Source organism: Caballeronia zhejiangensis, assembly GCF_000698575.1.
Classification (GTDB): Bacteria; Pseudomonadota; Gammaproteobacteria; order Burkholderiales; family Burkholderiaceae; genus Caballeronia; species Caballeronia zhejiangensis.
Genome location: NZ_JFHD01000022.1, coordinates 70,377 through 88,603, shown reverse-complemented (window position 1 = coordinate 88,603; position 18,227 = coordinate 70,377). Strand labels below are relative to the sequence as shown.

The 18,227-nt window shown below is 64.3% G+C and carries 19 protein-coding genes and 1 riboswitch; of the genes, 1 reads left to right on the top strand and 18 read right to left on the bottom strand.

Going from position 1 to position 18,227, the window contains the following annotated elements; genetic code table 11:
- Positions 1 to 13: 13 nt before the first annotated feature.
- From hisC to BG60_RS24115, 17 genes are all read right to left on the bottom strand, one after another.
- Entirely contained in the window at positions 14 to 1,090 is a 1,077-nt protein-coding gene (gene hisC, locus BG60_RS24195) for a histidinol-phosphate transaminase (protein WP_034473126.1), read from the bottom strand.
- Between the two features lie 75 nt (positions 1,091 to 1,165).
- Positions 1,166 to 2,488 (bottom strand): histidinol dehydrogenase, encoded by a 1,323-nt coding sequence (gene hisD / locus BG60_RS24190; RefSeq protein ID WP_034473125.1) that lies wholly within the window; start codon positions 2,486 to 2,488, stop codon positions 1,166 to 1,168.
- A 46-nt stretch (positions 2,489 to 2,534) separates the two neighbouring features.
- Entirely contained in the window at positions 2,535 to 3,227 is a 693-nt protein-coding gene (gene hisG, locus BG60_RS24185; RefSeq protein ID WP_034473124.1) for an ATP phosphoribosyltransferase, read from the bottom strand.
- Positions 3,224 to 4,495: a UDP-N-acetylglucosamine 1-carboxyvinyltransferase gene (gene murA / locus BG60_RS24180; RefSeq protein ID WP_034473131.1), complete on the bottom strand. Its 1,272-nt coding sequence runs from the start codon at positions 4,493 to 4,495 to the stop codon at positions 3,224 to 3,226. The genes hisG and murA overlap by 4 nt, the downstream gene beginning before the upstream one ends.
- Positions 4,496 to 4,646: 151 nt before the next feature.
- On the bottom strand, positions 4,647 to 4,886 hold the full coding sequence (locus BG60_RS24175) for a BolA family protein (RefSeq protein ID WP_008344127.1): 240 nt from the start codon (positions 4,884 to 4,886) through the stop codon (positions 4,647 to 4,649).
- Positions 4,887 to 4,906: 20 nt separating this feature from the next.
- A complete protein-coding gene (locus tag BG60_RS24170) occupies positions 4,907 to 5,662 on the bottom strand; it encodes an ABC transporter permease (RefSeq protein ID WP_008344126.1) in 756 nt (251 codons plus the stop codon).
- Positions 5,659 to 6,585 carry an ABC transporter ATP-binding protein gene (locus tag BG60_RS24165; protein ID WP_008344124.1) on the bottom strand — a complete coding sequence of 309 codons (927 nt, stop codon included), beginning with the start codon at positions 6,583 to 6,585 and terminating at the stop codon, positions 5,659 to 5,661. Before BG60_RS24165 ends, BG60_RS24170 begins: the two co-directional genes overlap by 4 nt.
- Positions 6,586 to 6,783: 198 nt before the next feature.
- Positions 6,784 to 7,071, bottom strand: coding sequence for an STAS domain-containing protein (locus BG60_RS24160; RefSeq protein ID WP_081851876.1), 288 nt, complete (start codon positions 7,069 to 7,071; stop codon positions 6,784 to 6,786).
- A complete protein-coding gene (locus tag BG60_RS24155) occupies positions 7,068 to 7,697 on the bottom strand; it encodes an MlaC/ttg2D family ABC transporter substrate-binding protein (RefSeq protein WP_008344118.1) in 630 nt (209 codons plus the stop codon). Before BG60_RS24155 ends, BG60_RS24160 begins: the two co-directional genes overlap by 4 nt.
- A 124-nt stretch (positions 7,698 to 7,821) precedes the next feature.
- Positions 7,822 to 8,724: an MlaA family lipoprotein gene (locus BG60_RS24150; protein ID WP_008344117.1), complete on the bottom strand. Its 903-nt coding sequence runs from the start codon at positions 8,722 to 8,724 to the stop codon at positions 7,822 to 7,824.
- A 10-nt stretch (positions 8,725 to 8,734) separates the two neighbouring features.
- Positions 8,735 to 9,331 (bottom strand): outer membrane lipid asymmetry maintenance protein MlaD, encoded by a 597-nt coding sequence (mlaD, locus tag BG60_RS24145; protein ID WP_008344116.1) that lies wholly within the window; start codon positions 9,329 to 9,331, stop codon positions 8,735 to 8,737.
- A 93-nt stretch (positions 9,332 to 9,424) separates the two neighbouring features.
- Complete coding sequence (gene mlaE / locus BG60_RS24140) at positions 9,425 to 10,192, bottom strand: lipid asymmetry maintenance ABC transporter permease subunit MlaE (protein WP_008344114.1); 768 nt, start codon at positions 10,190 to 10,192, stop codon at positions 9,425 to 9,427.
- A complete protein-coding gene (locus BG60_RS24135; RefSeq protein WP_008344112.1) occupies positions 10,189 to 11,004 on the bottom strand; it encodes an ABC transporter ATP-binding protein in 816 nt (271 codons plus the stop codon). Before BG60_RS24135 ends, mlaE begins: the two co-directional genes overlap by 4 nt.
- Before the next feature lie 97 nt (positions 11,005 to 11,101).
- Positions 11,102 to 12,175 (bottom strand): thiamine phosphate synthase, encoded by a 1,074-nt coding sequence (gene thiE, locus BG60_RS36660; protein ID WP_063936113.1) that lies wholly within the window; start codon positions 12,173 to 12,175, stop codon positions 11,102 to 11,104.
- Positions 12,172 to 12,978, bottom strand: coding sequence for a thiazole synthase (locus tag BG60_RS24125; RefSeq protein ID WP_008344109.1), 807 nt, complete (start codon positions 12,976 to 12,978; stop codon positions 12,172 to 12,174). The genes thiE and BG60_RS24125 overlap by 4 nt, the downstream gene beginning before the upstream one ends.
- A 23-nt stretch (positions 12,979 to 13,001) precedes the next feature.
- The gene (thiS, locus tag BG60_RS24120) at positions 13,002 to 13,199 is read right to left on the bottom strand and encodes a sulfur carrier protein ThiS (RefSeq protein ID WP_034473122.1); all 198 of its coding nucleotides are present in this window, start codon (positions 13,197 to 13,199) and stop codon (positions 13,002 to 13,004) included.
- A 16-nt stretch (positions 13,200 to 13,215) separates the two neighbouring features.
- Positions 13,216 to 14,358 (bottom strand): FAD-dependent oxidoreductase, encoded by a 1,143-nt coding sequence (locus BG60_RS24115; RefSeq protein ID WP_034473129.1) that lies wholly within the window; start codon positions 14,356 to 14,358, stop codon positions 13,216 to 13,218.
- Between the two features lie 187 nt (positions 14,359 to 14,545).
- A riboswitch (TPP riboswitch) is annotated at positions 14,546 to 14,670 on the bottom strand.
- A 231-nt stretch (positions 14,671 to 14,901) separates the two neighbouring features.
- Here BG60_RS24115 and BG60_RS24110 point away from each other — a divergent pair.
- Complete coding sequence (locus BG60_RS24110) at positions 14,902 to 16,644, top strand: ABC transporter ATP-binding protein/permease (protein ID WP_008344104.1); 1,743 nt, start codon at positions 14,902 to 14,904, stop codon at positions 16,642 to 16,644.
- 69 nt (positions 16,645 to 16,713) lie between these two features.
- On the opposite strand, the gene BG60_RS24105 is transcribed toward BG60_RS24110, so the two are convergent.
- On the bottom strand, positions 16,714 to 18,180 hold the full coding sequence (locus BG60_RS24105) for a glutamate synthase subunit beta (protein ID WP_008344103.1): 1,467 nt from the start codon (positions 18,178 to 18,180) through the stop codon (positions 16,714 to 16,716).
- Between the last annotated feature and the right edge of the window lie 47 nt (positions 18,181 to 18,227).

Here is an 18,227-nt window from a genome sequence, read left to right as displayed (position 1 = left end):
GATTCCTTGAGACTTAATCGAGAGTGGGGAGCTTCTTGAGCGCGGCGACCATTTGCGCGTTTTCTTCGGCAGAGCCGACCGTCAAACGCACGCAGTTAGCCAGCAATGGGTGCATTTTACCCACGTTTTTTACCAAAACCCGCGAAGTCAGAAGGGTTTCGAAAGCAACGGCGGCGTCCGGAACGCGCACGAGCAGGAAATTGCCCGCGCTCGGGAATACCGTCATGCCGGGCAGCGCCGCCACTTCGCGTGCGAGTTTCGTGCGTTGCGCGCGCAGTTCGGCCGCTTGAGCGTCGAGCACGTCGACGTGATCGAGCAGGAAATCGGCCGTGGCCTGCGTCAGCACGTTGATGTTGTACGGCGGGCGCACTTTGTCGAACTGCGTGATCCACGAGGGCCGGCCCGCCATGTAGCCGAGACGGATGCCCGCGAGCCCGAGCTTCGAGACAGTCCGCATCACGACGACGTTGTCGAACTCCGCCGCGCGCGGCATCCAGCTTTTTTCGGCGAACGGCTGATACGCCTCGTCGATCACGACGAGACTCTTCTTCGACGCGGCGATCACGCGTTCGATGTCGGCGTCGTCGTAGAGCGTGCCGGTCGGGTTGTTCGGATACGCCAGATAGACGAGCGCCGGCGCGTGCTCATCGATGGCGGCGACGAGCGCGTCGGCGTCGAGCGTGAAGTCGGCCTTCAGCGGCACACCGATGAACTCGAGATGCGCGAATTTCGCCGACATTTCGTACATCACGAAGCCCGGCACCGGCGCGACGACCTTCGCGCCCGGCTTCGAGCACGCGACCGACATCATGCTGATGAGCTCGTCCGAACCGTTGCCGAGCAGCACGTCGCAGGCGTCGGGCACGTTCATCGTGCGCTTGATCTTGGCGAGCAATTCCGCCGGACGCGGCGCGGGATAACGGTTCAGCGCGACGCCCGCGAGATGCTCGCCCAATGCTTTGGCGAGGTCGACGGGCAGCGTGTAGGGATTTTCCATCGCGTCGAGCTTGATGAGGCCCGTGGCATCGGGCACGGGATAGCTCGTCATCGCGAGGACGTCGGGTCGGATGATGTCTTGTGATGTCGTCATGTTTTCCCGGCGTCTCTCTCGCCGGTTCGGGTGGCGGCTCTCAGGCCGCCTCGTTCATTCGGGCCGGTTTTCGCTTCAGCCGACTTTTTTCATCCGGTATTCGGCGCTCTTCGCGTGCGCCTGCAGGCCTTCGCCGTACGCCAGTTCCGCCGCGATTTCGCCGAGCGTCTGCGCGCCGTCCGCGCTCACTTCGATCACGCTCGAACGCTTCATGAAGTCGTAGACGCCGAGCGGCGACGAGAAGCGCGCGGTGCGCGACGTCGGCAATACGTGGTTCGGGCCCGCGCAGTAATCGCCGAGGCTTTCGCTCGTGTAGCGGCCGAGGAACATCGCGCCTGCGTTGTGAATTTGCGCGGCCCACTGATGCGGATCGAGCGCGGAAATCTCAAGATGCTCCGGCGCGATATCGTTGGCGATCGCGCACGCCTCGGCCATGTCCTTCACCTTGATGAGCGCGCCGCGATCTTCGAGCGAGCGCTGGATGACGTCGCGACGCGGCATCGCCGGCAGCAGCTCGACGATCGCGTCTTCCACGCGCTGGATGAAGTCGTCGTCCGGGCACAGCAGAATGGATTGCGCGAGCTCGTCGTGCTCGGCCTGCGAGAAGAGGTCCATCGCGACCCAGCGCGGATCGGTGGTGGCGTCGCAGATCACGAGAATTTCGGACGGCCCCGCGATCATGTCGATGCCGACCGTACCGAACACGCGCCGCTTCGCCGACGCGACATACGCGTTACCCGGACCGCAAATCTTGTCGACGGCAGGCACGCTTTGCGTGCCGTACGCGAGCGCGGCCACCGCTTGCGCGCCGCCGATCGTGAACACGCGATCCACGCCGCCGAGCAGCGCCGCCGCGAGCACCAGCGGATTTTTCACGCCATCGGGCGTCGGCACGACCATCACGATTTCCTTCACGCCCGCCACGCGCGCCGGAATCGCGTTCATCAGCACGGACGACGGATACGCCGCCTTGCCGCCCGGCACATAGATGCCCGCGCGATCGAGCGGCGTGACCTTCTGGCCGAGCACGGTGCCGTCGGCTTCGGTGTAGTGCCAGCTATGGCTGCCGCATTCGATGCGCTGCTTCTCGTGATAGCCGCGCACGCGCGCCGCCGCCGCTTCGAGCGCCGCGCGGCGCTTCGGTCCGAGCCCTTCGAGCGCGGCTTCCATCTCCGAGAGCGGCAGTTCGAGCGCCGCGACGCTGTCCGCCTTCAGACGATCGAACTTGTTGGTGTATTCGAGCACGGCTTCGTCGCCGCGCGCCTTCACGTCCGCGAGAATCTGCGCGACCGAGCGCTCGATCGCCTCATCCTCGCTCGCTTCGAACGCGAGGACCGCACGCAGCGCCTTCTGGAAACCGTCGGCGCTGGAATCGAGTTTGCGAATCTTGATAGACATGCTGGTTTTCCGTTTTGCTGTTGGCGCGCCGCGTCGTGCGGCCCGCCTAATTTCCCTTGCTGACCGTCGCGCGCTCGAACGCGTCGAGGAACGGCTTGAGCGCCGCGCGCTTCAGCTTCAGCGCCGCCTGATTCACGACGAGGCGCGAGGAAATCTGCATGATCTCTTCGACTTCGACGAGATTGTTCGCCCGCAGCGTGCCGCCCGAGCTGACCAGATCGACGATCGCATCGGCCAGGCCGACGAGCGGCGCGAGTTCCATCGATCCGTACAGCTTGATCAGATCGACGTGCACGCCCTTCGCCGCGAAATGCTGACGCGCGGTCTCCGTGTACTTCGTCGCGACCTTCAGACGCGCGCCCTGGCGCACCGCGCTCGCATAGTCGAACCCGTTCTTCACGGCCACCGACATACGGCAGCGCGCGATATCGAGATCGACCGGCTGATACAGGCCGCTGCCGCCGTGCTCGATCAGCACGTCCTTACCCGCGACGCCGAAATCGGCCGCGCCGTACTCGACGTAAGTCGGCACATCGGTCGCGCGCACGATGATCACGCGCAGATTCGGATTCGTCGTCGGAAGGATCAGTTTGCGCGAGCTTTCCGGATCTTCGGCCACCTGCACGCCCGCGGCGGCGAGCAGCGGCAGCGTCTCCTCGAAGATACGCCCTTTCGACAACGCGAGCGTGAGGGTCGCGCTCGGCTGCACCGACGACGACGTCTGCGGCAGCGAACTCATTGCTCGCTCCCGCTGCCCTTGATGCGGCGCACGTTCGCGCCGACCGCCGTCAGCTTCGATTCCATGCGGTCGTAGCCGCGATCCAGATGGTAGATGCGGTCGATCAGCGTTTCGCCGTCCGCGCACATCGCCGCGATCACGAGACTCGCCGACGCGCGCAGATCGGTCGCCATGACCTTCGCGCCGGACAGCTTCTCGACGCCGGCGATGAGCGCCGTGTTGCCGTCGATGGTGATGCTCGCGCCCAGACGATTCAGCTCCTGAACGTGCATGAAGCGGTTCTCGAAGATCGTCTCGACGACTTGCGACGTGCCCTTCGCGATCGTGTTGAGCGCCATGAACTGCGCCTGCATGTCGGTCGGGAACGCCGGGTATTCGGACGTGCGGATATTCACCGCTTCGGCGCGCTTGCCCATACGCACGCGCATCCAGTCGTCGCCTTCCTCGATCGTCACGCCGGCTTCGCGCAGCTTCGCCGTCACGGCGTCGAGCAGATGCGAGCTCACGCGACGCAGCGTGACGTCGCCGCCCGCGGCCGCGACCGCGCACAGGAACGTGCCCGCTTCAATGCGGTCCGGCACGACGCCGTGCTTCGCGCCGTGCAGCTTGTCGACGCCCTGAATCACGAGACGGTCGGTGCCGATGCCGTCGATCTTCGCGCCCATCTTCACGAGCAGATGCGCGAGGTCGCTCACTTCGGGTTCGCGCGCGGCGTTCTCGATGACCGTCTCGCCGTCGGCCAGCACCGCCGCCATTAGCAGGTTCTCGGTGCCGGTGACGGTGATCATGTCGGTGATGATGCGCGCGCCCTTCAGACGCTTCGCGCGCGCTTCGATGAAGCCGTGCTCGATGTTGATCTCGGCGCCCATCGCCTGCAGGCCCTTGATGTGCTGATCGACCGGACGCGCGCCGATCGCGCAGCCGCCGGGCAGCGACACCTTCGCTTCGCCGAAGCGCGCGACGAGCGGACCGAGCACGAGAATCGACGCGCGCATCGTCTTGACCATTTCGTACGGCGCGACGAGCTTGTCGACCTTCGACGCGTTGAGGTTCACGCGCCCGTCGCCGGACACTTCGGACTGTACGCCCATCTGGCGCAACAGCTTGACCATCGTGCGAACGTCCTGAAGATTCGGCACGTTCGACAGATGGACGTCGTCGGCGGTGAGAAGGCTTGCGCAAAGAATCGGCAGCGCCGCGTTCTTCGCACCCGAAACGGTGATTTCGCCGGAGAGCTTCGCGCCTCCCGTGATGACCAGTTTATCCATGGCTTGTCCTTCGACCGAGCTGCCTGCGGTGCCCTTTTCAGCGCCGCCGTTGTCTTGAATGAATCGCACTCTTTACTGCCTTTGTCTTTCCGGTGATGCCGGTGTTACGTGTGTTGAGTCGTATGACCTGATTTGGCTTCGCCGGGTGGACTCAGGCCGATTTCCACTCGTCGGGGGTCAGGGTCTTCATGCTGAGTGCATGAATCTCCTGTTTCATGCGCTCGCCGAGCGCCGCATAAACCAGTTGATGACGCGCGATCAGCCGCTTGCCGACGAACGCGTCGCTCACGATGGTCGCGAAAAAATGCTGGCCGTCGCCCTCCACTTCCAAATGCTGGCAAGCGAGGCCTTTGGCGATGTAATCCTTCACCTGCTCCGGAGTCGGCAACATGGTGGAAGTCTCCTTGAGAATTAGTGACGCAGCTTGTAGCCGCTCGCGAGCAGTCGCACGGCGATCAACGCCAGCACGGCCAAAAATCCGCCGACGATGCCGAGGCTCATCAACGGATTCACGTCGGACAGGCCGAAGAAGCCATAGCGAAAGCCGTCGATCATGTAGAAAAACGGGTTCAGATGCGACACCGCGCGCCACACGGGCGGCAGCGTATGTGTCGAGTAGAACACGCCTGAAAGAAACGTGAGCGGCATGATGAGGAAGTTCTGGAACGCGGCCAGCTGGTCGAACTTGTCGGCCCAGATGCCCGCGATCAGACCCAGCGTGCCGAGAATGCCCGAACCGAGGATCGCGAACGCAATGATGTAGAGCGGCGCGGAAAACGACATCGGGATGAACCATATCGTCACGACGAACACGCCGAAGCCGACGCACAGGCCGCGCACGACCGACGCCAGCACATACGCAAAGAACATCTCCCAATGCGCGATCGGCGGCAGCAGCACGAACACCAGATTGCCGGTGATCTTCGACTGGATCAGCGACGACGAACTGTTCGCGAACGCGTTCTGCAGCACGCTCATCATCACGAGGCCGGGCACGAGAAAACTCGTATAACCGACGCCGGGATACACCTCGACGCGGCCGGAAAGCGCATGACCGAAGATCGTCAGGTACAGAAGCGCCGTCACGATCGGCGCGAGGACCGTCTGAAACGAAACCTTCCAGAAGCGCAGCAGCTCCTTGTAGAACAACGTCTGGAAGCCGCTCATGAAAGTCCCTCGACCACTTCCGGCTCGTTCATCACCTGCACGAACACGTCTTCCAGATCCGCCTTGCGCACTTCGATTTCATCGAACGTGCAGCCGGCCGCGCGGCATTTCGCGAGAATCGGCTCGACGTCGTCATAGCTCGCGAGACGCAGCAGATGTTGCGCGCCCATCACCGCGTGCGGATCGACTTCGAGCGCGCGCAAGTCCGCCGGCAACGCGCCGTTCGACAGACGCAGATACAGTTGCATGCCTGAAAAGCGCTGCAGCAGCGTGCTCGTGCGTTCGAGGGCGACGACTTCGCCGCGACGAAGCATCGCGAGCCGATGACACAGCGACTCGGCTTCTTCGAGATAGTGCGTCGTCAGGACGATCGTGTGGCCCTCGCGATTCAGGCGCGAGATGAATTTCCAGAGTGTCTGACGCAGTTCGACATCGACGCCGGCGGTGGGCTCGTCGAGCACGATCACCGGCGGCCGATGCACGAGCGCCTGCGCCACGAGCACGCGGCGCTTCATCCCGCCGGAGAGGGCGCGCGTGTTGACGTCGGCTTTCTCGGTGAGATCGAGATTGGCCATGACCTCGTCGATCCAGTCGTCGTTGTTGCGCAAGCCGAAATAGCCCGACTGGATGCGCAACGACTCGCGCACGGTGAAGAACGGATCGAACACCAGTTCCTGCGGCACGACGCCGAGCGCACGGCGCGCGGCCCGGAAGTCGCTGACGACATCGTGGCCACGCACGGAGATCGTGCCGCTATCGGCGCGCGCCAGACCGGCCAGAATGCTGATCAACGTGGTTTTGCCCGCACCGTTGGGGCCGAGCAAGCCGAAGAACTCGCCCTCTTCCACCGTGAGGCTCACGCCTTTGAGCGCCTGGAGATCCTTGTAGCGCTTCCTGACGTTTCGGATTTCTATGGCTGACATGGACAGTGCGCGCGCCTCGTGCGGCCGCGCCTCGATTGTGCGGACTTTCGACTGACGTTCCCTTCCTCAGACAAAAAGGGCCGGGAGCGGCTGCGAAAAAAACGTTTGATTATAGGGCAAAGCCGTTGGAGCCGACTTCGGAGCGATCCTGATTGCGGCGACGCAGCGCCGCCGCTTCTGCGCGGAGTCAGAACAGGATCAATGTCGGAACGAGAGGAGCGTATCGACGCCATAGGCTCGCGCAAGACTGACGAGCCCGGAAGGAAGATTGACGACGCCGAGCGCGGCGCCGCGCGCGGTGGCTGCGCGCTGCCATGCGAGCAGCACGGCGAGCGCGGAAGAATCGAACTGCGTGAGCGGCGCGCAATCGACTTCGGTCGCGCCCGCAGCGATGCGCGACAGACCCGCTTCGAGCGCGGCCTTCGCGCTCTCGTGGGTCAGCGTCGCGGCCGTCTGAAAACGGCCGCCTGTGGCTGGCGTGCTCACGATGCCTTGCCGCTCGCGAGTTGCTCGTTACGCTGCGTCAGGAACTGCAGCAAGCCGCTCACGCCATTGCGCGAAATCTGCTCGTTGAATTGCTGCTGATACGCCTGGATCAGCCACGCGCCGAGCACGTTGATGTCGTACACGCGCCAGCCTTGCGCCGTCTTGTACAGGCGATAGTCGAGCTCGACCGGCGAGCCGTTGTTCATCACGACCGAGCGGACCACGACGTCGGTGTCGTCCGGATTGGCGCGGAACGGCTTGTATTGAACCGTCTGGTCGCGCACTTGCGCGAGCGCGCCGGAATACGTGCGGATCAGGAGCATCTTGAACTGCTCGACGATCTGCTTCTGCTGTTCGGGCGTCGCCGAATTCCAGTTGCGGCCCATCACGAGACGCGTCGTGCGCGTGAAATCCGTGTACGGCAGGATCTTTTGATTGACGAGCTCGGTGATCTTGTTGATGTCGCCCGAGCGGATCTTCGAGTCCGACTTGATTTCGTCGAGGACTTGTTGCGTGACCGTCTTGATCATCGTGTCGGGCGAGCTCGTATCGACGCTTTGCGCCGACGCTGTGCCACAAAACGCGACGAACATCGCGAAGATGGGGAGAAGCAAGAATTTTTTCATCACGGACCCTGCAAAAGTAGATGCTCCGGTTTGAGCGCGCCGCCCGATTCGAGTTCAGGCGACGCGGCATCCAAAGCGTAAGAAATATCGTTAGATATGTTACCGCGCGTTAGCGACAGGCCGCTCAACGCAAGCGGAATGAAGGGAAACCCGGCGGGGCGCGCGGCGGAACATACTGGTTGCCCGGCACGGTGTTGGCGCTACCACTCGCCGGTGCGGGTGCCGCCGCCGTACCCGAAGCCGCCGATGCGGCCGCGGCAGGCGCCGCCGTCGCCGATGCGCCTTCCGTGCCTTCATCGCCGTAATTCGGCAGCGGCGCTTCGCCGTAGTCCGGCATGCTGCCGTCGCCGCCCGAAATCAGATACTGACGACGCTGCAAGTATGCGTTTCGGACGAACGAATACTTGTCGAGCGCGGCATCGGCGAGCACGTCGGTCGCCCCCAGAAGATTCGCGCGCACGTTGACGAGGTTCACGCCATAGAGCGCCCAGCTCACCGAATCCGGGCTCACGTAGGTGAGCGGATTGCCGAAATAGTCGACCACGAGTCCGGCGGAATCTCGCACCGTGCTCGGCCCGAGCAGCGGCAGCACCACGTACGGACCGGACGGCACGCCATAGTGGCCGAGCGTCAGCCCGAAATCGCCGGAATGCTTCGGCAGCCGCGCGATGGTCGCGACGTCGAACAGGCCGCCGACGCCGAACAGCGTGTTGATCGCGACGCGCATGATGTCCGACACGCCGTCCGCAATTTTCAGTTGCGCCAGATTGTTCGCGGCGATGTACACGTCGCCGATATTCGAGAAGAAGTTGGTCACGCTGTTGCGCACCGGCTCCGGTACGAGCCACACGTAACCCTTCGCCACCGGCTTCACCGCGTACTGATCAACAGTGTCGTTGATCGTGAACATCGTCCGGTTATAGCTCTCGAATGGGTCCCCTTTGGTCGGCGTCGTCACCGTCGCGCAACCGGTGAGCGCAACGACGCCCGCCACCATGATTGCGCGCCGCATCCCAATCGCCTGCATGTTCTTCTCCTTATTGAGCGGCGCCCGATGCGGCGCTCGCACCTGCCGCGCCCGCCGCACCCGATGCGCCCATCGCGCTCGCCGCGCCCGGGAAAGCCGGCGCGGGTGCGGGCTCGGGCACAGCCGGCGCCCCCGACGATTTCGAGGCGCCCGAATCCGCCGCCTTGTTGTAGAGGAACTGGCCGATCAGGTTTTCGAGCACCACGGCCGATTGCGTCATCGTGATGGTGTCGCCGTTCTTGAGCATCTGATCGTCGCCGCCCGGCTCGAGGCCGATGTATTGCTCGCCGAGCAAGCCGGAAGTCAGGATCTTCGCGGACGAATCCTTCGGAAACTGATACTGCTTGTCGATATCGATCGTGACCACGGCCTGATACGTGTTCGCATCGAAGCCGATGCTGCCGACGCGCCCGACCGTCACGCCCGCGCTCTTCACGGGCGCGCGCGCCTTCAGTCCGCCGATGTTGTCGAACTTCAGTTTCACCGCGTAGGTTTGCTGGAACGACAGGGAGCTCATGTTGCCCGCCTTCAGCGCGAGAAAGAGCAGCGCCACGAAACCGAGCACCACGAAGAGGCCGACCCAAAAGTCGAGAGCAGTCTTTTTCATCGTCTTCCCAAAGAGAATCTTTTCGCAGATGGCGCGTGACGGTCTGTGCCCTTCACAACGCCTGCGCCTCGTGCGGCGCCTGCGCTTGGTTCATTAGCTGAACATCAGTGCGGTGAGCAGGAAATCGAGCCCGAGCACGGCGAGCGACGCATATACGACCGTTTTCGTCGTCGCGCGCGACACGCCTTCGGGCGTTGGCCGTGCTTCGTAGCCCTGGAACAACGCGATGAACGTCACCGCGAAGCCGAACACGATGCTCTTGATGACGCCGTTCCCGACATCGCGCCACACGTCCACGCCGCCTTGCATCTGCGACCAGAACGCGCCCGGATCGACGCCGATCAGCATCACGCCGACGACGTAGCCGCCGATGATGCCGACCGCGCTGAAAATGGCCGCCAGCACCGGCATGGCGACGATGCCCGCCCACATGCGCGGCGCGACGACCACCTTGAGCGGATCGACCGCCATCATTTCCATTGCGGTGAGTTGCTCGCCGGCTTTCATCAAGCCGATTTCGGCGGTCAGCGACGTGCCCGCGCGCCCCGCGAACAGTAGCGCCGTGACGACCGGCCCGAGCTCGCGCACGAGCGAGAGCGCCACCAGAAGCCCGAGCGCCTGTTCCGAACCGTAGCGGCTCAGCGTGTAATAGCCCTGCAAGCCGAGCACGAAGCCGACGAACAAACCCGACACCGCGATGATGACGAGCGAATAATTGCCGACGAAGTGGATCTGTTTCGTGACGAGGCGCGGGCGGCGCAACAGCGGAAAAAATTCGACCACGAGGCGCAGGAACATGCGCGTTGCGTAGCCTGCGGTGCCGAAACCGTCGAGCACCCAGCGTCCGAGCGCGCTGATCATGCCTGCCCTCCGATGCCGAAATCTGCGGCGAGCGGCGTGCTCGCATAGTGGAACTTGAATGGGCCGTCGGGCGTGCCGTCGATGAACTGGCGCACGGTCGGATCCTGCGATGCGCGCAGTTGCGCCGGCGTGCCTTCGGCGTGAATGCCGCCGTTCGCGATGAAATACACGTAGTCCGCGATCGCGAAGGATTCCGGTACGTCGTGCGTAACGAGAATGGACGTTGCGCCGAGCGCGTCGTTGATCGTGCGGATGAGCTGCGCCGTGATGCCGAGCGAAATGGGATCGAGGCCGGCGAACGGCTCGTCGTACATCATCAACTGGGGATCGAGCGCGATTGCGCGGGCGAGCGCCACGCGGCGCGCCATGCCGCCCGAAATCTCCGACGGCGCGAGATCGCGCGCGCCGCGCAGGCCGACCGCGTTCAGCTTCATCAGCACGAGATCGCGGATCAGCGCTTCCGGAAGGTCCGTGTGTTCGCGCAGCGGGAACGCGACGTTCTCGAACACCGTCTGGTCGGTGAACAACGCGCCGAACTGGAACAGCATGCCCATCTTCCGGCGCAGCGCGTACAGACCGTCGCGCGTCTGGGCGCCGACGTCCTGTCCGTCGAACATGACTTTGCCGCGACTCGCCTTCACGAGACCGCCGACCAGACGCAAGGTCGTGGTTTTGCCGCAGCCTGAGCCGCCCATGACCGCGACCACCTGCCCACGCGTGAATCGCATGTTCAGGTTCGACAGGACGAGCCGGTCGCCGTAGCCGAAGTCGACGTCGCGTAGCTCTAGCAGAGTCTCGGAGAAAGCAGGCACTGGGTAAGAGATTCCGTTGGCGCAAGAGGCCGAATTATAGGGCCTGCGCGCAATCGGTGCTTTGCCTAGGCGTGTATCCCCTTGCTTTTGGGACTTTTCACCGTTGACCTGCGAACATTTTTTGCAGTGACAAAACCGCCGCGGCTGTGTCCGGTGCCTCGGTGACCGCGCGCACGACCGCCGCGCTGCGCACGCCGGTTTCCAGCACGCCCGGCATCGCCTTGGCGTCGATTCCACCAATGGCGACAAGCGGCACCCGGCCCGACAGCAGTTGCACGTAGCGCGACAGGCGCGCCAATCCTTGTGGCTTGGTCGGCATGACTTTCGTCGTGGTCGGGAAGACGGCGCCGAGCGCAAGGTAGCTCGGCTTGAAGTGGAGCGCGCGCAACATCTCGTAATAGCCGTGCGTCGACAGACCGAGCCGCACGCCGGCTTTCGCGATGGCGCTCAGGTCGGCCGTCTGCACGTCTTCCTGTCCGAGGTGCACGCCGTACGCGCCCGCCGCAATCGCCTCGCGCCAATGATCGTTGATGAAAACCTGTGCGTCATGCCGACGTCCCGCCTCGACCGAGCGCGAGATTTCGCGCTGCAAGTCGGCGGCGTCGGCGGTTTTGCGGCGCAGTTGCGTCGTGCGGACGCCGAGACCGAGCACGCGCTCGACCCAGTCGGCGCTCGGCAGCACCGGATACAGGCCGAGCCGATCGGGGCAGGCCGGGAATCCGCCTTCGGGCGCGGCGGGCAGATCGGCGACGCGCGGAAACGTCGCGAATTCGACGGGCCACGCGTCGTCCTTGTTCTCATCGCCCGCGCGCCAGGCGAGCGCGAGCGTCAGCGCGTCGTGCGGCTCGAAGTTGCAGTCGAGGAAAGCGGCGAGCGCGGAAAGCCAATCATCCGACCATTCGCCTTCGAGCGCGAAACGCTCGTCGCCACGACGCAGCGTGACGCGATCGCCATGCGCTTCGAGGATTGCCGCGGCGCCGTTCGCGGCCACATCGTGCGGCTCGTTGAACACGATGATGTCGCTCGCCTGCGGCGATTCCGGCGCGGTCAGGCAGATGCGCCAGCGCGTTTCCGCCGTCGGCCATTCGCCGAGACGCGCGCGAATCCGCTCGGCGACTTCAGTCAGCTCGTCCGCCGGCGGCCAGAACACTTCACGATTCAACAAGCTCATGCCGCGCCTCCGTCCTGATGCCAGAACGGCATGCCGACGACCGGCGTGCTCGCCTGCGCGCTGTCGCGCTCGGCCATGGGGCCCGCGAGGAACGCGGTGCGCCCCGCTTCGACGCCGAGCGCGAACGCGCGCGCCATCTGCGGCGGGAAGGTTGCCTGCGAGACGGCCGTGTTGAGCAGCACGCCATCGAAGCCCCATTCCATCACCTGACACGCATGCGACGGCACGCCGAGACCGGCATCGACGATCAGCGGCACATCCGGCAGACGCTCGCGCAAGGTGCGCAGCCCGTATGGATTCGTCACGCCCTTGCCCGTGCCGATGGGCGCGCCCCACGGCATCAGCGCTTCGCAGCCGGCATCGAGCAAACGCCGGCCGATGACGAGATCTTCCGTGCAGTAAGGCAGCACCTTGAAGCCATCGCGGATCAGCTTGGCCGCCGCTTCGACGAGGCCGATCGGATCGGGCTGCAGCGTGTAGTCGTCGCCGATCAATTCCAGTTTGATCCACGGCGTCTCGAACACCTCGCGCGCCATGTGCGCGGTCGTCAGCACCTCGTCGACGCTCTGGCAGCCCGCCGTGTTCGGCAAAAGCGCGACGCCGTGGCGCTTGAGCACATCGAAGAAGCCGGCTTCCCCGGTCTCCGACTGACGGCGCAGCGCGACCGTGACCATGCCCGGCCGAGCGGCGTCGATGGAGTCGGAAAGCGATTGCAGCGACGGATAACGCGACGTGCCGAGCAGCACGCGGCTCGGAAACGTCTCGCCGTAGAGCGTGAGGACGTCGGCGGTGGAAATGGTCATGGTTCGATCCTTCGGTTCGGAGTTCAGCCGCCCGCGACGGGCGACACGACGTCGAGCTTGTCGCCGGCGACGAGCGTTTTCGTGGCGTGTTCGCCGCGCGCGACGAACTGGCCGTTCAGCGCGACCGCGAACGGCGGTTTCGCGCCGAACGCGGCGAGCGCGTCGGTGACGGTGGTGGCGTCGGGCAAATCGAAGACGCGGTGATTGATGTGGATGTTCATGGTTGTTTCCTGATGACTAGAGCGCTGGCGCAACCGCGAACTCGCCGTGCAGCAGTTCGGGCCAGCGCGCGGCGCTGCGGAAATCGGAGAAGGCCTCGGCATCGGCGATATCGCCGGAAGCGAGCGCGTCGGCGAGACGGCACGCGGCATCCGCGACTTCGGGCGCGATCATGAAGCCGTGCCGGTACAAGCCGTTCACGCGCAAGGTCCGCGCCCCGTCCCAGACGATCGCCGGCCGGTGATCCGGCAAGGTCGGCCGGCAATGCGAGTTCAGTTCGAGGATGCGCGCCTCGCCGAAACCCGGATGCACCGCGAACGCGGCGCTCAGCAGCTCGAGCGCCGAACGTACGCTCACGGGCGACATGTCTTCGCCCTCGACTTCCGTCGCGCCGATCACGTAGAGATCGTTCTCCTTCGGCGCGATGTAGAGCGGATAGCGCGGATGCAAGAGCCGCACCGGCCGCGTCAGCCCGATGCCCGGCGCGTGCACGCGCGCGACCTCGCCGCGAATGCCGCGCAGCGCGGGCCACGCGGGCTTGCCGCCGAGGCCGCGGCAATCGATGATCCAGCGCGCGTCGGGCATCGCATCGACGGCGGTGTTCCAGTGCGTACGCACGCCGCGCTCGGCAAGTCCGGCGGCGAGTGCGCCAAGCGCCTGACGGTTGTCCAGTTGGCCTTCGTTCGGCAGCAGCCAGCCCTGCGCGAAGCGCGTTCCGAGCGCCGGTTCGGCTTGCGCGACTTGCGCGCCCGCGAGCTTGACGAAGCCGCCGTCGAGCAGATCGGCGGGCGAATTGGCCTTGAGACGGCGTTCGAAGAGCGGCGCTTCGGCGCGATCCGCGCCGTGCCAGACGACGAGCGTGCCGTTGCGCTGAAAGAAAACCGGCTCGGGCAATTGCGCGATGAGTTCAGGCCAGCGTTCGAGCGATGCCGCCCCCAGCCCGACGACGACCGGCTCCGCGCTCGCCGCTTCCGCGAGCGGCGCGAGCATGGCGGCGGCGACCCACGCGGCCGACTGCGTGCCGGCGGCGTCGCCGCGTTCGTAAAGCGCGACGTCGTGGCCCGCGCCCGCGAGTTGCCAGGCGACGAGCCGTCCGACGAGCCCGCCGCCGACGACGGCGAAATCCGGCCGGCGCGCGGCGCCCTGATCGATTCTGTTCATCAATTCGATGTCTCCATACGCGTAACGCTGCGCTGCACGATGGAGACGAAAGACGCGATCCCGATCGTGCTGGCGCGGCGCCACATCACGAGGACGAAATCAGCGGGAGAGACCGGCTCGGCAGCGCATGAAGCGCGCCGGGCGCGAAGAAAGGACTGGAAGAGACTGGAGGAATGGCGCGAGGCTCGCGCGGTCTCCGGAAACTTCCCTCGCCGGTATTACCCGGATCGGGTGCAAAGGGTCTCTCTCAGCCTCGCCGCGCTGCCGACCGTTCCGGCCGCCGATGCACGCGAAGCACCCCTGTTTCGTCGAGGGTCATTAAAACATGAAAGGCGAAGGCGCTGCAAACCGGGATTCCCCGCCTTTTATCGTGCGCGGCGGCACTCTGGCACAATGCCGCGAACATGGTTCGCAGGACGATCGCCCGAAATTAAGTGAGCGTTAAGCGAACCCCGGAACAATCTGCGGAGCCGGAAAACGCCGCGCGCGGCCCGGCCGCGGACGTAACAATCGGGCGCCACGAGGCGCATCAGCAGGAAGCTCATGACCAACACCCATACCGAAAGCACGCAGCAGAAGGCCGACGAAGTCTCGGCGTGGAGCCTCATCAAGCCCTACTGGGTGTCGGAGGAGCGCGGCTTCGCGTGGGGCCTTCTCGTCGCGATCATCGCGATCAACATGACCGTTGTGTGGATCAACGTCCGGCTCAACAGCTGGAACGCCGACTTCTACAACGCGCTGCAGAACAAGAACGTCAAGGACTTTCCGCATCTGCTGCTGATCTTCACGGGCCTCGCGTTCGCGTACATCCTGCTCGCGGTGTACGGGCGATATCTGCGGCAGATGCTCGCGTTTCGCTGGCGTCAATGGCTCACCAACCGCTTTCTGGAACAATGGCTCGGTGACAAGGCGTTCTACCGCATCGAGCGCGACCGCCTCGCCGACAACCCCGACCAGCGTATTTCCGACGACCTGCAATCCTTCGCCACCACCACGCTTTCGCTCTCGCTCGATCTGCTTTCGACGCTCGTCACGCTCGTCACTTTCATCACGATTCTCTGGACCATCGCGGGCGCGCTGACCTTCTCGCTCGGCGGCACGCCGATCACGATTCCGGGCTACATGGTCTGGGCCGCCGCGCTCTACGCGATTCTCGGCTCGCTGATCATCCAGAAGGTCGGGCATCCGCTCGTGTCGATCAACTATCAGCAGCAGAAGGTCGAGGCCGATTTCCGTTTCGGCCTGATCCGCGTGCGCGAGAACGCCGAACAGATTGCGTTTTATGACGGCATCGCGACCGAAACGGCGAACGCAAAGACCATCTTCCAGCGCATTCGCGACAACTGGTGGATGATCATGAAGTACACGAAGCGCATGACCTTCGTGCTGTCGTTCTACGGGCAGATCGCGATCATTTTCCCGATCATGGTCGCCGCGCCGCGCTACTTCGCGGGCGCGTTTTCGTTTGGCGTGCTGATGCAGATTTCATCGGCGTTCGGCACGGTCAGCGATTCGTTTTCGTGGTTCATCAACAGTTATTCGACGTTGGTCGAATGGCGCGCGACCGTGAATCGTCTGCGCGAATTCAAGCGCGTGATGCGCTCGACGCATATCCGCGAAGAAACGTCGCCGGCGACGGAGCGCGGCGGCATCAACCTGCACTACACGAGCACGCCGTCGCTCACGACGAACGGGCTCATGCTCGCGCTGCCCAACGGCACGCCGCTTTCGCGCGTGGCGAACGTGTCGATCGAGCCGGGTTCGCGCTGGCTGGTCGTCGGTCCATCGGGCTCGGGCAAGAGCACGTTGATGCGCGCGCTCGCGGGTCTTTGGCCGTTCGGCGACGGCACGATCGACGCGCCCGTCGACGCGAAGATGATGTTCGTCCCGCAGATGAGTTATCTGCCGATCGGCACGTTGCGCGCGGCGCTTTCGTATCCGTCGGCGGGCGGAACGTTCAGCGATGAAGAGTCGCGCGACGCGCTGCGTCTGTGCAATCTCGAGGCGTATGCGGATCGGCTGGAGGAAAGCGCGCATTGGGCGCGGAGTCTGTCGCCGGGCGAGCAGCAACGGCTTGCTGCCGCGCGCGTGCTGTTGCACAAGCCGGACTTCGTGTTCCTCGACGAAGCCACGAGCGCGCTCGACGCCGAGAACGAGCTGCATATCTACAACATGCTGGTCGAGCGGCTTCCGAAGGCGGCGATTGTGAGCGTGGCGCATCGCGAGTCGGTCGCGATGTTCCATGATTACAAGATCGAGATCGAGAGGGCGATGGCGGAGGTTTGACCCGTCCGCGCTCAAAAGCAAAAGGCCACGCAATCGCGTGGCCTTTTTGCATGAAGCGTCGAGCGACGCTTACCGCGGCAACTCGCTCGATCCCATCAGATACGCATCCACCGATCGTGCGCACTGACGTCCTTCGCGAATCGCCCAGACGACCAGCGACTGCCCGCGACGCATATCGCCGGCGGTGAAGACTTTATCGACCGACGTGTAATACGCCTTGTCGCCTTCGGTCGCGGCGCGCACGTTGCCGCGCGCATCCTTCTCGACGCCGAACGCATCCAGCACCGGCGACACCGGCTGCGTGAAGCCCATCGCGAGCAGCACGAGATCGGCCTTCATCTCGAACTCGGAACCCGGCACTTCCTGCATCTTGCCGCCCTTCCACTCGACGCGCACGGCGATCAGCTTCTCGACCTTGCCGTTCTTGCCTTCGAAGCGCTTCGTCGCAACCGACCAGTCGCGCTCGCAACCTTCTTCATGCGACGACGACGTACGCAGCTTGATCGGCCAGTACGGCCACACGAGCGGCTTGTTCTCTTCCTCGGGCGGCTGCGCGAGCAGTTCGAACTGCGTCACGCTCTTCGCGCCATGACGATTCGACGTGCCCACACAATCCGAACCCGTATCGCCGCCGCCGATCACGACGACATGCTTGCCCTTCGCGAGCAGTTGATCCGGCAGCTTGTCGCCCGCGTTGACCTTGTTCTGCTGCGGCAGGAATTCCATCGCGTAGTAGATGCCTTCCAGCTCGCGCCCCGGCACCGGCAGATCGCGCGGCGTTTCCGAGCCGCCCGCGATCACGACCGCGTCGAACTGTTCCTTCAGCTCGTCGGGCGTGATGGTTTCCTTCGCCGTATTCGCGATGTATTCCGGCAGCGCATCCTTGCCGATGAACACGTTCGTGCGGAACGACACGCCTTCCGCCTCCATCTGACGCATGCGGCGATCGATCAGCCACTTCTCCAGCTTGAAATCGGGGATGCCGTAACGCAGCAGACCGCCGATGCGATCGTTCTTCTCGAACACGACGACTTCATGGCCCGCGCGTCCGAGTTGCTGCGCGGCCGCGAGACCCGCGGGCCCCGAACCGACGACGGCGACCTTCTTGCCCGTCTTGTGCTTCGGCGGTTGCGGCACGACCCAGCCTTCGGCGAAAGCCTTGTCGATGATCGCGTGCTCGATCGACTTGATGCCGACCGGATCGTCGTTGATGCCCAATGTGCACGCCGCTTCGCACGGCGCCGGGCAGATGCGGCCCGTGAATTCCGGGAAGTTGTTGGTCGAATGCAGCACGTTGATCGCGCTCTTCCAGTCCTGCTGGAACACGAGATCGTTGAAGTCCGGAATGATGTTGTTGACCGGGCAGCCGTTGTTGCAGAACGGAATGCCGCAGTCCATGCAGCGCGCGCCTTGAACCTTCGCGTCTTCATCGGTCAGCGCGGCGACGAATTCCTTGTAATGCTTGACGCGGGTAAGCGGAGCTTCGTACGCCTCGTGGCGGCGTTCGAACTCGAGAAAACCGGTTGCCTTGCCCATTTCTTTCTCTGTATTTGGTGAGGATCGCGCGCGCTGCCGGAGCGCGC

What these genes read in the sequence shown, in the direction of transcription:
- BG60_RS24155 (WP_008344118.1), bottom strand. Translation starts at nt 7,697, where the DNA reads ATGAAAAAATTCTTGCTTCTCCCCATCTTCGCGATGTTCGTCGCGTTT.
- hisG (WP_034473124.1), bottom strand. Translation starts at nt 3,227, where the DNA reads ATGAGTTCGCTGCCGCAGACGTCGTCGTCGGTGCAGCCGAGCGCGACC.
- thiE (WP_063936113.1), bottom strand. Translation starts at nt 12,175, where the DNA reads ATGAGCTTGTTGAATCGTGAAGTGTTCTGGCCGCCGGCGGACGAGCTG.
- BG60_RS24105 (WP_008344103.1), bottom strand. Translation starts at nt 18,180, where the DNA reads ATGGGCAAGGCAACCGGTTTTCTCGAGTTCGAACGCCGCCACGAGGCG.
- BG60_RS24175 (WP_008344127.1), bottom strand. Translation starts at nt 4,886, where the DNA reads ATGTTGCCGACTCCGGAGCAGGTGAAGGATTACATCGCCAAAGGCCTC.
- BG60_RS24125 (WP_008344109.1), bottom strand. Translation starts at nt 12,978, where the DNA reads ATGACCATTTCCACCGCCGACGTCCTCACGCTCTACGGCGAGACGTTT.
- mlaD (WP_008344116.1), bottom strand. Translation starts at nt 9,331, where the DNA reads ATGAAAAAGACTGCTCTCGACTTTTGGGTCGGCCTCTTCGTGGTGCTC.
- murA (WP_034473131.1), bottom strand. Translation starts at nt 4,495, where the DNA reads ATGGATAAACTGGTCATCACGGGAGGCGCGAAGCTCTCCGGCGAAATC.
- BG60_RS24115 (WP_034473129.1), bottom strand. Translation starts at nt 14,358, where the DNA reads ATGAACAGAATCGATCAGGGCGCCGCGCGCCGGCCGGATTTCGCCGTC.
- mlaE (WP_008344114.1), bottom strand. Translation starts at nt 10,192, where the DNA reads ATGATCAGCGCGCTCGGACGCTGGGTGCTCGACGGTTTCGGCACCGCA.
- hisC (WP_034473126.1), bottom strand. Translation starts at nt 1,090, where the DNA reads ATGACGACATCACAAGACATCATCCGACCCGACGTCCTCGCGATGACG.
- BG60_RS24110 (WP_008344104.1), top strand. Translation starts at nt 14,902, where the DNA reads ATGACCAACACCCATACCGAAAGCACGCAGCAGAAGGCCGACGAAGTC.
- BG60_RS24150 (WP_008344117.1), bottom strand. Translation starts at nt 8,724, where the DNA reads ATGCAGGCGATTGGGATGCGGCGCGCAATCATGGTGGCGGGCGTCGTT.
- thiS (WP_034473122.1), bottom strand. Translation starts at nt 13,199, where the DNA reads ATGAACATCCACATCAATCACCGCGTCTTCGATTTGCCCGACGCCACC.
- BG60_RS24170 (WP_008344126.1), bottom strand. Translation starts at nt 5,662, where the DNA reads ATGAGCGGCTTCCAGACGTTGTTCTACAAGGAGCTGCTGCGCTTCTGG.
- hisD (WP_034473125.1), bottom strand. Translation starts at nt 2,488, where the DNA reads ATGTCTATCAAGATTCGCAAACTCGATTCCAGCGCCGACGGTTTCCAG.
- BG60_RS24165 (WP_008344124.1), bottom strand. Translation starts at nt 6,585, where the DNA reads ATGTCAGCCATAGAAATCCGAAACGTCAGGAAGCGCTACAAGGATCTC.